At 67.2% G+C, this 13,213-nt stretch carries 14 protein-coding genes and 2 pseudogenes; 8 read left to right on the forward strand and 8 right to left on the reverse strand.

Translation table 11 applies throughout. The features are described 5' to 3' along the window. Positions 1 to 2: 2 nt before the first annotated feature. The 4 genes from VO99_RS23730 to virB11 are packed head-to-tail and all read right to left on the reverse strand — an operon-like array spanning position 3 to position 4,754. The gene (locus VO99_RS23730) at positions 3 to 1,169 is read right to left on the reverse strand and encodes an LPD7 domain-containing protein (RefSeq protein ID WP_046115420.1); all 1,167 of its coding nucleotides are present in this window, start codon (positions 1,167 to 1,169) and stop codon (positions 3 to 5) included. Positions 1,170 to 1,210: 41 nt separating this feature from the next. Beyond that, complete coding sequence (locus VO99_RS23735; protein ID WP_046115421.1) at positions 1,211 to 1,843, reverse strand: OmpA family protein; 633 nt, start codon at positions 1,841 to 1,843, stop codon at positions 1,211 to 1,213. Then, the gene (locus VO99_RS23740; protein ID WP_046115422.1) at positions 1,831 to 3,876 is read right to left on the reverse strand and encodes a type IV secretory system conjugative DNA transfer family protein; all 2,046 of its coding nucleotides are present in this window, start codon (positions 3,874 to 3,876) and stop codon (positions 1,831 to 1,833) included. Before VO99_RS23740 ends, VO99_RS23735 begins: the two co-directional genes overlap by 13 nt. Further along, entirely contained in the window at positions 3,873 to 4,754 is an 882-nt protein-coding gene (gene virB11, locus VO99_RS23745; protein ID WP_232315499.1) for a P-type DNA transfer ATPase VirB11, read from the reverse strand. Before virB11 ends, VO99_RS23740 begins: the two co-directional genes overlap by 4 nt. A gap of 711 nt (positions 4,755 to 5,465) precedes the next feature. Here virB11 and VO99_RS23750 point away from each other — a divergent pair. The 3 genes from VO99_RS23750 (at position 5,466) to VO99_RS23760 (ending at position 8,389) form a co-directional block, all read left to right on the forward strand. Then, entirely contained in the window at positions 5,466 to 6,782 is a 1,317-nt protein-coding gene (locus VO99_RS23750; protein WP_046115423.1) for an IS1182 family transposase, read from the forward strand. Between the two features lie 230 nt (positions 6,783 to 7,012). Then, positions 7,013 to 7,900: a restriction endonuclease gene (locus VO99_RS23755; RefSeq protein ID WP_232315506.1), complete on the forward strand. Its 888-nt coding sequence runs from the start codon at positions 7,013 to 7,015 to the stop codon at positions 7,898 to 7,900. A 177-nt stretch (positions 7,901 to 8,077) separates the two neighbouring features. Continuing rightward, entirely contained in the window at positions 8,078 to 8,389 is a 312-nt protein-coding gene (locus VO99_RS23760) for an HNH endonuclease (protein WP_052736584.1), read from the forward strand. A gap of 95 nt (positions 8,390 to 8,484) precedes the next feature. On the opposite strand, the gene VO99_RS23765 is transcribed toward VO99_RS23760, so the two are convergent. Both VO99_RS23765 and VO99_RS32025 read right to left on the reverse strand, forming a co-directional pair. Then, positions 8,485 to 9,459: an endonuclease/exonuclease/phosphatase family protein gene (locus VO99_RS23765; RefSeq protein ID WP_046115425.1), complete on the reverse strand. Its 975-nt coding sequence runs from the start codon at positions 9,457 to 9,459 to the stop codon at positions 8,485 to 8,487. Between the two features lie 63 nt (positions 9,460 to 9,522). Continuing rightward, the gene (locus tag VO99_RS32025; RefSeq protein ID WP_157039742.1) at positions 9,523 to 9,819 is read right to left on the reverse strand and encodes a transposase; all 297 of its coding nucleotides are present in this window, start codon (positions 9,817 to 9,819) and stop codon (positions 9,523 to 9,525) included. Between VO99_RS32025 and VO99_RS30520 the strand changes: the two are divergent. Further along, a pseudogene (locus VO99_RS30520) lies at positions 9,767 to 9,928 on the forward strand (ATP-binding protein); the annotation flags it as partial. The gene VO99_RS32025 and the pseudogene VO99_RS30520 overlap by 53 nt on opposite strands. 282 nt (positions 9,929 to 10,210) lie before the next feature. Here the strand turns inward: VO99_RS30520 and VO99_RS30525 are convergent. Together VO99_RS30525 and VO99_RS23775 are read right to left on the reverse strand one after the other, a co-directional pair. Beyond that, positions 10,211 to 10,552 carry a cupin domain-containing protein gene (locus VO99_RS30525; protein WP_157039743.1) on the reverse strand — a complete coding sequence of 114 codons (342 nt, stop codon included), beginning with the start codon at positions 10,550 to 10,552 and terminating at the stop codon, positions 10,211 to 10,213. Positions 10,553 to 10,583: 31 nt separating this feature from the next. After that, the gene (locus VO99_RS23775) at positions 10,584 to 11,261 is read right to left on the reverse strand and encodes a hypothetical protein (protein WP_157039744.1); all 678 of its coding nucleotides are present in this window, start codon (positions 11,259 to 11,261) and stop codon (positions 10,584 to 10,586) included. Positions 11,262 to 11,415: 154 nt separating this feature from the next. Here VO99_RS23775 and tnpC point away from each other — a divergent pair. The 4 genes and pseudogenes from tnpC to VO99_RS31510 form a co-directional block, all read left to right on the forward strand. Beyond that, positions 11,416 to 12,119 (forward strand): annotated as a pseudogene (gene tnpC, locus VO99_RS23780) (IS66 family transposase); the annotation flags it as partial. Next, positions 12,116 to 12,298 carry a hypothetical protein gene (locus tag VO99_RS31500; RefSeq protein ID WP_232315501.1) on the forward strand — a complete coding sequence of 61 codons (183 nt, stop codon included), beginning with the start codon at positions 12,116 to 12,118 and terminating at the stop codon, positions 12,296 to 12,298. The pseudogene tnpC and the gene VO99_RS31500, both read left to right, overlap by 4 nt. Continuing rightward, positions 12,299 to 12,454, forward strand: coding sequence for a hypothetical protein (locus VO99_RS31505; protein ID WP_232315502.1), 156 nt, complete (start codon positions 12,299 to 12,301; stop codon positions 12,452 to 12,454). Between the two features lie 4 nt (positions 12,455 to 12,458). Then, complete coding sequence (locus VO99_RS31510) at positions 12,459 to 12,782, forward strand: hypothetical protein (protein WP_232315504.1); 324 nt, start codon at positions 12,459 to 12,461, stop codon at positions 12,780 to 12,782. Positions 12,783 to 13,213 lie beyond the last annotated feature (431 nt).

A 13,213-nucleotide genomic window follows, 5' to 3' on the forward strand; every position in this document is an offset into this window, starting at 1 on the left:
CCTCACCGTGTGGGCGCCGTGCGATCACGCGTGCGGCTGCGCTCGGGGGGTGCCACCACCGGCCGCTGCGACGGTGCTGCACGGTCGTACACCGCCACCTTGGGCGTCTGGCCGGCCCGCAGGCGCTGCGCCAGCTGTTCGGTCGCTGCGGCCAGCACCGCCTCGCGCTGTGCCGGTGGTACCTTCTTGTCGACCAGGATCGCTTCGATGGCGGCGATCACCGCCTTGCGCCCGCCGCCGCCGCGGCCGCTGGCGCCCTTCTGCGCATCGGGCGACGTGTTCGCCTCCGGCACCGCTTCAATGCGGTTGCGCTGGCGCACCTCGCGTTCCTTGGCCAGCACCTCGAGGTCGGCCGGGTTGGGTTCATAGCCCAGCGCCCTGACGCCGCGCACCGACGCCTCCAGCCACACCAAGCGCTTGAACTCCTCGTTGCCCGACACCCGCAGCGCGCGCCAATTGCGCGCTTCCGCCACGTCGATCATCGAACGGGCGACCGACGGGCTGTTGGTGTCGGTGGACAGCTTGAAGGTGGACTCGGTGAAGGCCACGCGGGTGGTGTCGCCGCGAAAGCGGTACTCGGTGCGGCCAACCTGCACGTCCCCCAGCGTCACGGCGGCCCGCTTGATGACATACCGGTCCTTCAGCGCGGCTTCCAGTTGAGCCAAGCGCGTGCTGCGGTCGGCCGCGTGGTCGATCTCGGACAGCGGGCCGCTGCTGCGGCCGGTGGGCGTCGGCGGGTGCGGACCGGTGCCTGCGTGGCGCGGCTCGACCGCCGGGGGCTTGATCGCGTCGTGTTGCGCGTTTGCTTGTTCGGCCGTTGCCAGATCCGGGACCTCGTCCCGCGTGGTGGCGACCGCCGGCGACCGAGGGGCTGCCGCAGGCCGCTGCGGCCCACGTTGCCATTGGCCGTCCACCTTGTCGACCAGGCTGCGCTGGCCGTCCGCATCGATCGCCACAAACCGTCGGCTGCCGAGTTGCTCGGCCTTGGCGACCATATCCGGCCATCGGGTCGTTGTGTACAGCACCTCGGCGAAGGGATCACGCAGCTCAAAGCGTTCGCCCGCCGGCTCGGGCGGCATCTGAAAACGTGTCTTGGCAACCGTGGCCCGGTTCGCGGGCTCCACGGTGCCTCCGGCCGGTGGCCGGGCGGGAAGGGGCAGTTCATCCATTACAAGCTCCTGACGGTTGAAGGACAAACGAATCGGGGTCCTCAGGGCACGTTCTCACCGGCCACCAGCGCTTGGGTACTGAGCGGCACCGGCGCCACGCGGTACAGCTCGATCTCCACTCGGCGGTTCAGATCACGCCCTGTGGGGCTGCTGTTGTCGGCCACGGCATCCCCGGACGGCTGGTACGTGGCCCGGATGCGGGAGGGCTCAATGCCCGCCGCCACCAGCAGGTCGCGCACGGCATGCGCACGGTCGCGTGCGATGCGCGCCTCGGCCACGCTGTCGGTCGTGCCGTCGGTGCGGCCGCGCAGCAGGATCAGCGGCGCTTGCCGTGCGGCCGGCAGCAGGGCCTGCAGCGCCGCAGCCGGTAGGTCGGCGTCGTGGCTGCCGTACGCAAAGCGCACCGTGATGACAGTGTTGCCCGGCGGCGCCGGTGGATCGGCCGGCACCTGCTGGGCCCACTGCACCAGCCGACTGGCTTGCCGGGCCACCTGCTCTCTTGACTCCCGCAGCTCGATGCGGCCGTTGTGCAGCGCATGGCGGCAGCTCTGAAACTCGACCGCCTCGGGCGTGTTGATGGGCCGGCGCGGTGCGTCTTCGGCCGTTGGCAGCGGAGGCGGGCTGCTGCAAGCCGCCACGAGGGCGGTGACAAGGCTCAAGGTCAGGATGCGCATGGCAGCTCTCCGGTGGACCTAACGGGGCGGGTACGACCCAGTGGGTCGAGACTGGGCTCATCAAGCAACACACCGTCGTCGTCGGCTTCCGCTTCAATGGCACCGCCCTCGGCGGCTTGCGCAGCCTCGAAGAAGCAGTCGAGGTACTGACGCGCTGCGTCGTCGGGCGTGCCGTCCAAGCGGTCGGGCAGTGCGCTGAAGTCCATTGCCAGGTGATCGGCCGACAAGGTCTTGCCGACGGGCAGCTCCTCGGGCAGCAGCCGCACCCGCCGCTGCACCTTGGCCAGGTGCAGGTCCAAGTCCATCGCCGGCACCGCCGGCGGTGGCCGCAATCGGGCCCGGAAGACCGGGTCGTGGTGGTAGCGGATCTTGTCGCCGAGGATGGGTTTGCAGTGTTCGGCCACGATCACCAGCCGTTCACTGCCGAGCTCCTTGAACTCCTGCGGCAACAGCAAGGCCCGCCGCTGGTCACTTTCGTTGCGGCTGACACTGCTGGCGCTGCGGCCGCTGAAGGACCGGCTGCGCCCGTGCGAGGTCGCGCGTTCGGTGAAGGTGCCCAGCATGGCGCTGTACTCGTCGGCGTCGCGCTGTTCGCGGGGTGCAAACAAGATCTGCAGCCCGTGGTTGGTCGCAAACGTGCGCGCTTCCTTGTCGCCGTAGACCGCATCGAGCTGCGACATCGCCTGCACCACCGTCAGCAACCGCAGCCCATAGCCGGCCAGGAAGGCGGCCGCCGTGCTGATCACCGGCACCCGCCCCGTCGCCGTGAACTCGTCGTTGACCAGCAGGCACTGCACGGTGAGCGTGGGGTCCTGCCGAGGCAACTGCTGGGTGTTCAAGCTCACCAACTGGGAGAAGAAGAGGTTCAGCAGCGGCCGCGCGTTGAGCAGCCGGTTCGGCGGGATGCGCACGTACACCGATAGCCGCCGGCGGCGCAGGTCCTGCAGCCGGAAGTCGTCGCCGCTGGTGGCGGCGTCCACGACCACGTCCGCAAAGATGGTCAGCGGCGCATGGAAGGTCGCCACCACGCTGGACAGGGTGTTGTCGGAGTTGGACAGCAGCCGCTGCAAGGCGTCGACACAGTCGTCGGACAGGGCGGGCAGCTCTTTGGTCGGGTGCTCACGCCGCCTGCTGATCAGCCCTTGCAGGTGGTCCTTCAGCGGCTGCCCCTGGCCGGACGACTGCCGCAACATCTCGCCGAGGGTGCGCGGCCAGCTGGGCGTTTTCAGCAACAGCGAACCGAGCCCGAGGAACAGGTTGCGCGCCTGGTCGTTGAAAAACGCCTCCGACGAGGTCCCGCTGCCGTCATTCGGAAAAAACACCTGCCCGATCGTCAGCAGGTCGATCACGCGGTGCAGCGGCGAGGTGCGCACCGCCGACAGCGGGTTCCAGCGATGGCTGCGGCCGGCCTCGTCGAACGGCGAAAACGCCCACACCGCCTGCCCGTGCTGCGCCCGGTAGCCCGCCGTCAGGTCGTAGTTCTCGCCCTTGATGTCCAGCACCACCACCGAGTCCGGCCAGTTCAGCAGGTTGGGGACTACCACGCCCACGCCCTTGCCGCTGCGCGTGGGCGCCGACAGCATCACCGACAGCGGGCCGGGCAGGCTGAGGAACCGCCCGTGGTGGCGGCCGAGCAGGATGCTGGGGCCCGCGGTCGAGCGTTCGCCGGTGAGGCCGGCGCGGCGCACCTCCGCCGGCGTCGCAAAACGCGCCGCCCCGTGCAGCGCGCGCCGCGGCCGCGCCGCCAGCACCAGGCCGATGGGCAGCAGCAGGACCAGTGCCCCTGGCAGCACGGTGCACAGCAGCAGCGGCCGCTGGAACTGCGGGTCCGCCCCGTAGGCCTGCCAGTAGTCGAGGATGCTGAACCAACCAGCCTTCCCCGGGTCAACCCGGTGCCAGACCAAGAACAGCAGCCCGGCCGTGTACAGGGCGCCCACCACCAGCACACCCACCACCAGCGTGATAAACACCGCCGCGGTGACCTGCCGACTGCGCGGCCAGGCGGTCAGGGGCAAGCCGGCGAGGGCGTTCATGGCCGTGCTCCGGCGGGTCCATCGCTCAGCACCCGTTGAGCCCGCGGCCGGTAGAACAGCTCGCTGACATGCCGGCCCTGTGCATCCCGGTCGATCTGCACCACGATGTCGATCACCGTGTGCAGCAGGCCGTGGATCTCCGGCAGGCTCAAGCTGCCACCGGCGCCGCTCTCGCGGATCATCAGCGCCATCTGCGACAGAGCCAGCGCACAGCTGCCGGCGTGCACGCTGGTGATGCTGCCCGGGTGCCCCGAGGCCGCCAACCGCACGAATGAAAAACACTCCTCGCCGCGCACCTCGGCCAGGAACAGCCGGTCGGGTTTCATGCGCAGGCTGGCCTCGAGCAACGTGCGGGCGGTGACTTGGTTGCCCGGCACGTTGCGGCTGTAGAACAGGTGCACGACGTTGGGGTGGTGCGCCAGGGCCAGTTCCGCCGTGTCCTCGATGGTGATCAGGCGCTCCTCCAGTGGCACCTCTTCGATGAGCGCCTTCATGAAGGTGGTCTTGCCGCAACCGGTGCGGCCACTGACGACGATGGTCTGCCGCGTTTGCACGGCCAGGCGCAGGAAGGCGGCGTAACGGCCCGCGGCCTGCAGTAATTGCAGTTCCTGCTCCAGCGGCGACAGGGTGTTGGCGGTGGCGGTGGCCACGCGGTCGAACAGGCCCTCGTGGTGCAGCTGGTTCAACCGCTTGACGACGGCCGACGGCTTGCGCACGGTGATGGACACCGTGCCGCGGGGCACCGCCGGCGGGATGACGACCTGCACCCGCTCGCCGGTGGGCAAGGTGGCGGCCAGCAGCGGCCGCTCGGCGTGGATCTGCTGGTCGCAGAAGGTGGCCACCGCGGTGGCCAGGGCCAGGCACCGGTCGAAGGTCATGGCCGGTGCTTCGACCGTCTGCCAGCCGTGCATCGTCTCGACGAGGAGGATCGAAAACGTCGCGGCAGTCCGCGCGAACGCTAGATGCAGCGCTGCTGGCCATATGGAGTTACTGCATCAGTTACTGCGCTTTTCCGCCAATGCGCCGGCCTGCTGAAGTACCCCGGTACTGGCGACCCAGGACCTCTGTCAGCATGTCCATGGGCATCGTGTGCATCGAGGGAGCACCCGCGAGCGTAAGGCTGGCGCGGTGGACGAGGGCTGGGATCGGCCAAGCGAGGCAGGTTTCAGGGGACGGGTCTGGTGCACTTCGGCTCAACCGGCCACAGCCGGGCCTTCCTGACGCGCTTGCAATTCAGGGGTCCGCGGCACTCCGGCGCGCCGCGTCACCCCGTTCCATCACGGTGCAGGCGGCAGGATCTGTTGCACCGCCAACCCGCCGATCGGCCGCCCCATCGCCTCTGCTGCGTTGGTCGCCGAGCGGAAGTGATTGCTGCCGTGCACTAGCGCGGCATGGCGGCCGTACGGACCTGCCTCACGCGCATGTCGGCGCCCAAGGCAAGCGGCAACGGCCGCTGGCGAAGGCCCTCGCATGGGCGTGCAATCATCAGCCGACCGACGGTGAGGGAGACGATCTGGTGGCTAGGAGTCTGCGCGGCAGAACCGGGTAGTTCCTAGTGCTGCCTGGCACAAGGCATGCGTTGATGTGGCATGGCTGGAAGCTATCGACCCTACGAACCCGACCAGGTGATGCTGCTGCCGGCGGCGCCGCAAGACTGGTTGCCGGCGGGCCACCTGGCCCACTACATCTACGACACGGTTGACGCGCTGGACCTCAAGGCGTTCTACGCGCGCTACGAGGGCGGCGGCTCGCGCAACCAGCCGTTCCACCCGGCCATGATGGTCAAGGTGCTGGTCTACGCGTACGCCACGGGCGTGTTTAGCTCGCGCAAGATCGAGCGCCGACTGCACGAGGATCTGGCGTTTCGGATGCTGGCTGCGGGCAACTTCCCGCGTCACCGCACCATCTGCGACTTCCGCGCCTTGCATCTGAAGGAGCTGTCGGCGCTGTTCGTGCAGGTGGTCGGGCTGGCCCGCGAGATGGGGTTGGTCAGGCTGGGCACGGTGGCCATCGATGGCACCAAGGTCAAGGCCAACGCCAGCCGCCACAAGGCCATGAGCTACGAGCGCATGAAGCAGGCCGAGGCCGAAGTGAAGGGGCAGATCGACGCGCTGCTGGCGCGTGCGAAGGCCACCGACGAGGCCGAAGCGGGCGAGCCGGAACTGGATCTGCCGGCCGAGATCGAGCGCCGCGAGGCACGACTGGCGGCCATCCGCGAGGCCCGCCAACGCCTGGAGCAGCGCCAGCGCGAGGCCGACGTCGAGCGCGGGCGCAGCGACGACGACGACCGCCGCCCGCGTGGCCCGGACGGCCAGCCCAAGGGCGGGCGCTACAAGCGCGAGTTTGGCGTGCCGCAGGACAAGGCGCAGGACAACTTCACCGACCCCGACAGCCGCATCATGAAGCGCGCCGGCGGCGGGTTCGACCCGGCGTACAACGCGCAGACCGCGGTGGACGAGGCCGCGCACATCATCGTGGCGGCCGAGCTGGACAACGTTGCACCAGATGTGAACTGGCTGCTGCCGATGATCCAGGCCGTGGGCGACAACCTGGGCGAGCTGCCCGCACTGGCGCTGGCCGACGTCGGCTACCGAAGCGAAGCGAACCTGAGCAGTGCGCCGATCGAGGTGGTGATGGCGCTGGGCCGCGAAGGCAAGCGGCACGCCGAGGTCGACGCGCAGCGATGCCCGCACACCGCGGCGATGGCCGCCAAGCTGCAGACCGAAGAAGGACGAGCGGCGTACCGCAAGCGCAAGTGGATCGCCGAGCCGCCCAACGGATGGATCAAGAACGTGCTGGGGTTCCGGCAGTTCGGCCTGCGGGGGCTGCACCGGGTGCAAGCGGAATGGAAGCTCGTGTGCATGGCGCTGAACCTGCGGCGTATGGCAGTGCTCGGCGCACGCTGAGCCGCCGCGCAGGCCGCGTCAGACTGACTGGAGCCTCCCTCTTGGAGGGAGGCTGGAGGGTGCCGTCGAACACGCTGGAGCTCCCTCGCGGAGGGGGCTCGGGGGAGCTGGGCGTTAAAGCCGCCGCAGGAGGCTGGGCGGCTTCTGCCGCGCAGACTCCTAGGAGCAGCAGGAGGACCCAGAAAGGTGGGCGCGAGGCCCGAAAGTTGACGGAGGCTGGCTTGGCGCTGGTGGGCTTCGGGCTGATGTTCCTCGTTCTGCCGTCGGTGCTTGGGGCCTCGCCGCTGGGCGACGTCTTCCTGCCGTTACGCGGTATGGCCGGTTGGATGGTTTTGGCGGGTGTGATCGTACTGGGCGTTGGGCACCTGATTGGGCGGCAATCGGCATCCGCCGCGACGCAAGGCGCCGCCCCTGTGCCGCCGGCGCCTCCAGTGCGCGCTCTGGCTGTCGGCCGCCAGCATGGCGATCCGCCCATAGGCGCGCGATCCGTAGTAGTCGATCAGCCTCCGGTTGTCGCGGCAAGGCCCATCGCCGCCGCACCCCCCGCGCTGAACGAGCGCCCGGTGCGCTGGGGGAAGCCGGTGTTCAACGTCATCGAGTGGCGTCGCTTTAAAGCGGTCGTTGAGCGCCTCTTCCAGCAGGCCGGCTTCGAAACCACCTCTCAGTCTCATGGCGCGGATGAGGGCGTGGATATCTGGCTGTTTTCGCGGCACCAGCCAGGCGAGCCCGTGAGCCTAGTGCAGTGCAAGCACTGGCAAGGCAAGAAGGTGGGCGTGGACAAGGTGCGGGAGCTTCGCGGCGTGATGACTGCACGCCTGGTCAAGCGCGGCCAGTTTGCTACCACTTCGGCCTTCACAACTGATGCGATCGCCTTCGCCCGAGTCAACGGCATCAACCTGCTGGTTGTAGATGGACTCCTCGAGCTCATTGGCACGCGCTCTCCTGAGCAGCAGGCCGAGTTGCTCGACGTCGCGCTGGAGGGCGACTACTGGCGGCCCACCTGCGTCAACTGCGGCCTCAAGATGGTCGATCGACAGCCTAAGCGCGGCGGTTCGGCCTTCTGGGGATGCGTAGGCTTCCCGAAGTGCCGGACGACGCTGCCAATGAGGACCGCCTGATTCGCCGCCTCGCTCGTTGGCCTTCAGCCGTGGGTGGCTCACCGGTTGTGCAGTACTGGTTCGACGCAGGAGCGCGGGGTCGTGCCATGCAGCCGCCTCGGAGCGAGAGCACGGCTTTGCCGCGTCCGCAAAGCGGTCCCTGGCGGCGCGCTTTCGGCCAGGAGCAGACGCTAGCCGATGGCAGTTATTGGGACAGTCCCTGGCCGCAACGAACGCTGCTACTGCGCGGAGGCCTTTCCGGACCACGGGTTCACCGTGGAGCACATCCTGCCGCAGGCGCGGGGCGGCCGGACGGACTTCATGAACACCGTCAGCGCCTGTCGGCCCTGCAACGCATGGGAGTCCTGCCGCAAGGCCGGAAGAAGCGCGCATGCCGTGGGGTATCTGCGCGTGCAGATCCGCTTTGAGGACTTCCTGCTTGCCAGTCGCAACATCCGCGCCGACGTGCACGAGTGGCTCGCGTCCAAGCTGGCAAGGAATCGCGACTGAGCTGAGAGCAGACGAAAGCCCCCGACGGGTAACCGTTCGGGGGGTTTTTCGTTAGACGTGCGAATTCGAACGCTGCCTCGAGACGGCTCGGCGGCTCACTCAGGCGCCATGCCTCGGGGATCGGCGTCGTCGACGTAGTCCTTGACACTGACCTTCACCATGTAGTGGTCCGAGAGAAATCGGTCGTGGGCTTCCAGGTCGGACGAGCGAAGGATGTACTGCCGGCTGTAGCGGAACTCGCGCCGGTTCTCGGCGACGAACACGCGATCGAACGGCGACCCGTTCGGGAACTGCGGCGACCAGTAAGTGCTCTGGTCGTTGTTGTTAAGGTCGCGCCAGCCGTTGGCGATGAAGGTCTCAATCGCCGGCTCGCTGTTGTTTAGGATGTTGGTGTCGCCGAGCAACAGCACGCTCGGATCCCAGGCGGCTCCTGCGGCGGCCTCGGCGGCCTTCAAGGCCTCGCACAAGGTCTTGGCCTCAGCGGCCCTGACGGCACGGCTGGCGGTAGCGCCGCCGAAGTTTGACTTCATGTGCAGCGGCACGACGCTCAGCGTCCGCTTCTCACCGAGCTGGTGCCACTTGCCGGCGTCGTCGCGACGCCAAGTAAGCACATCGGACTGGAACGACACCAGATGGGGCTTGCGGTCCCAGAGCACCTTGGTCCCTTCCTTGTGCGACACCTGCAACGGCGTCGCCGCCCTGAAGGTGAGCCTGCCGGTGTTCCACAGGACGGCGCACAGCTGCGACTTGTCCCCCGCAGTGCGGTTGGGCAGGATCAGATAGCGCCAATCCGTGTCCAGGTGTTCCTTCAGAACCGCGCACACCACGTCGAGATCGGAGTTGCGACGTTCCTTCTCCCACGCCGCCACCGACACGTCGGGCGCCCCGGGCTTGCTGGACAGCGACACCTTCTCGGCCGAGTCGGTGACGTAGATCTCCTGCAGGGCAATGACGTCGATCCCGGCCATCTCGATATGGTCCGCCAATGCGAACGCGCTCTGACGGCGCTGCGCGCGGGGGTGCCCCGAAAGGTGCTCGACGTTCCAGCTGGCGACTTGGATGAAGCTCACGTGCGTGTCCCAGAGGGGTGAATAAGCCTGTAGTGATACCGGCCGCGCTATTGCCTGCCATCCCTAGAATGGAGGACGCGGGCCGCTGCAGGTGCTCGCGACGGCGCGGCTCAGGTCACGTATCCAGCACGCAACCTGGTTGGCATTAATGCCGAACTCGCGTGCGAGGCGGGCTACCGACACGACCGGCTGCAAGCACTGCTCGACGAACTCGGCCTTGGCCGTCTTGTCGTACAGGCAGCGCCCGCCAGGCTTGTGCCGCAACACGAGACGCTGTCTCAGCGCCTCCAGATCGATCGACGTACGTCCCCACTTGACTTGGCACGCATACCTGGATGACCCGACGCTGGCCGACGCCATCCTGGACCGGGTCGTACACAGCGGCCACAAGATCGAGCTCAAGGGCAGGTCCTTGCGCGATCCGGCCAAGACGGCGAACGACACCGCAGCACCAGGGGATCAAGCATGAGTACATGCGTGATCGGGGGGCCTCCGGCGGCCTGGCATGGGCCTGGAAAAACAAGTCCGAAACCCCAAAGCCCCAAAGCCCGCCCTACTGAAGCACCGACAGCCGCTCATCCACGCCGCGCTTCAAACTGATCGTGGACGACTGAGCTACATTGAACCCCTCCCTTGCGCGCACCCTCGCGCGTCCACGATGGCGCTGAAACGGCGTCCGCGATCAGTCTGAAACAGGCGTCCACGATCGCTGAAATGCGCACGAGAGCAAGCGCCGAGGTGCTTGGAAAGCCTATTTCACCTGGACTATGTAGAGGCGAAACTCCCCCTCCCCGGCGTTGCGGGTGGCCGCCTTGTCAGGACCGATGGCGCGAACCTCTCCTGCCTTCCATTCTTCGACTTCTATTCGCCCGTCTTCGGTTCGCCGCTCCAGGCGACCATCTACCAAGGCCCGCAAGACGCGGAAGGGGCGCTCAATGTTCCTCGCTTCTGCGCCAGGTGCGAATACCACTTCGTAGGCTCGCACCCGCTCGTTCTCGAACAGCACCTTTGTGACAGCAGCCTCTGCCGCGATGAGCGGAAGAGGGATCAGCAAGCAAAGCGACAGAGCTGCAGAACGGGAAAAGGTACTCACGTGGACCTCCACATGTCAAGCGGGGCGAAAGTCAGAGCCTTTTTCCTGACCACTCGGCTCTCTTGCTGCGAGTGCGTCCGAAGCCAACGAGCGCGGCGCCTCCAACGACAGTGAGAAGCCACGAGGCCGGCTCAGGAATGGGAGTGATGGACACAGCGTCGAGGTCAAATCCCTGGCTTGTGCCTCCGAGATCTACGCCGCCAATCCCCACCCTGGTGAATGCGCCTCCATGGGCGGCAAGTTCCGCAGCGAAGGGCCTCAGGTCGAAGGCAACAGCATCGCCCGCGACTGCGGGGTCCGTTGCCAACTGCAGGAATCCGCCATCGGCGAACCAAACCCAGATCAGCGCGTCTTCGGACTCTCGGATTGACTCGTAGACGGTCAGCATCGTGTTCGCATCGAAGGTGCGGCCGAATGCAACTTCGACATACGCCCCCCGGAACGCTGAGCCCGGCGGAGGCCTCACCCCAGGCAGCGATGCAAATACGTCGTCTGGCTTGCCGAGGATGGATGCCTCCATCTCAAACTCCGTCAGCGGTACCGGAAACCCACCGGTGAATGAACCACCGTACCACCCGGGCGAACTTCCAGCGGCTTCGCCTCGAAACGAGTTGGTGCGTTCAACCGCAAAGGTCTCCTGTGCCATTCCCGGCGACGCCGTGAGGTAGGAGAGCAGTAACGCGACGACCAGGCCGATGGACACTCTCATCATTGGCTCCGAGAACGGGTTGTTGCGGACTCAAGACTGCACACTTTGAACTCTTCATCGCCGCATTCCTCCCCCTAAAACGTAGTGCATCCCCATGACCAAGAAGTCGTCGCCTCAGATCATGTTCAGCACTGATCGCTAAGGTGAACGCCGCTACAGCGGCGTTCTGCAGGCCGACGCCTATGGCGGCTGGGGCAAGCTGTACGACACCGGCCGGATCACCGAGGCGGCTCGCTGGGCGCATGCGCGCCGGCCCTGGTGGGACCTGTACCTGAGCACGGGCAAGGCCAAGGACGGCATCGCGGCCCAGGCACTGCGGCGCATCGCCGCGCTGTATGCGGTGGAGAAGGACATCCGCGGGCAGCCGCCCGACATCCGGCGCAGCCAGCGCCAGGCGCGGGCGGGCCCGCTGCTCGACGAGATGCACGCCTGGCTCAGCGGCCTGGTGGGCCGCGTCTCGGCCAAGTCCGATCTGGCGCGCGCCATCGGCTACAGCCTGACCCGGTGGCAGGCGTTGACCCGCTACCGTGACACGGGCGCATCGAGATCGACAACAACGCGGCAGAACGTGCCCTGCGCGGCGTGGCCCTCGGACGCGGCAACTACCTGTTCATGGGTTCGGACGCCGGCGGGCGCCGTGCTGCGGCGATCTACAGTCTGGTGGAGACGGCCACGGTCAACGGGCTCGACCCCGAGGGGTACCTGCGCGAGGTGCTGGGCCGCATCGCAGACCATCCGATCAACCGTATCGACGAGCTGCTGCCCTGGAACATCGGGCGGGCCGTCATGCCTGCAGCCGTTGTACCGCGTGCCGCATCAGCCACCCCGGTGTCGATCCTCAACTCGTCGATGTCATGAACCGCGCCAGCAGCCTGCAGCTGTTCCAGCTCAGCGCGCTGATCAAGCGCCTGCTGGCCGATCCGCGGCGCATCATCGCCGTGCGCGTGAACATGCACCTGGGCCAGACGGTGCGCTTCGTGGACTGGCGCGACGGCAGCCTGCGCGGGGGTACGGTGATGGCCATGAAGGACACGTAGGTGACGGTGCAAGACCTTCTCGATCGCCGGGAATGGAAGCTGCCTTATGCGGCCATCGAGCCGCCGGCGCCCAACGTCAGGCCCGCGCAGGGCCGCTGCGGCAGCGCCGCCGCCGGCACCGCCCAAGCCCACACGCAACGACGTCCGCTGTGGTGAGAAGGTGGCCTTCGAGGACAAGTACCTGCAGACGGTGGTGGGCACCATCGTGCGCATCAACGACCGCACGGCCAGCATCGACCCGGGGGACGGCAACAAGTGGCGGGTAGGCTTCGGGCTGCTGGCCACGTCCTTGACGTCTGACCAAAAGCAGCCGCGTCCGTCAAGAGCGTGGTGGGGCGCGCTTACGGTGCAGGCGCAATGTCTCTCGGATTCGACGCATCGTGACTCTCTTGTTGGGCATCGGCTGGGTCTGCAAAAAGCAGCCAGCCTAGGCCCGGTCAAAGGATCACTTGCGCGCCACCTCCACCGTCCACGATCACGCTGAAACGGCGTCCACGATCAGCTTAAAACGCCGTCCACGATCACGCTGAAATCCCGTCCACGATCAGCCTGAAATGCCGTCCACGATGGGCTGAAATACGCACTCTCGACCTGTGGCGGTCCCGCTTCCGGTACGTCCGCTTCGGTGCATAGCGGGCCTCCGCGGCATGCAGGTGAACGTTCGCTCCGGGTCGAAAGTGAGCGTCTGCGAAGGTCCGGTCTTGCTGCGGCTCCAAGGTTGCTCTCGCGCTCGGGCTGGATTCCGGCAATGCAGGCACAAGGTACTGACTCGCAGGCGTGTTGGTTTTCTTGCTCTCGTAGACGCCGAGCCAACGCGACCAGCCAGCTTTGCCGGCGTCATGACAACCGCGGCCCTTTCCCGTGCCCGGGGATCGCGGGCTCTATCGCCTTCCCGCTGCGCGGGAACGCCGCCCG

This window comes from Aquincola tertiaricarbonis, from assembly GCF_000969605.1.
Lineage (GTDB): Bacteria > Pseudomonadota > Gammaproteobacteria > Burkholderiales > Burkholderiaceae_C > Aquincola > Aquincola tertiaricarbonis.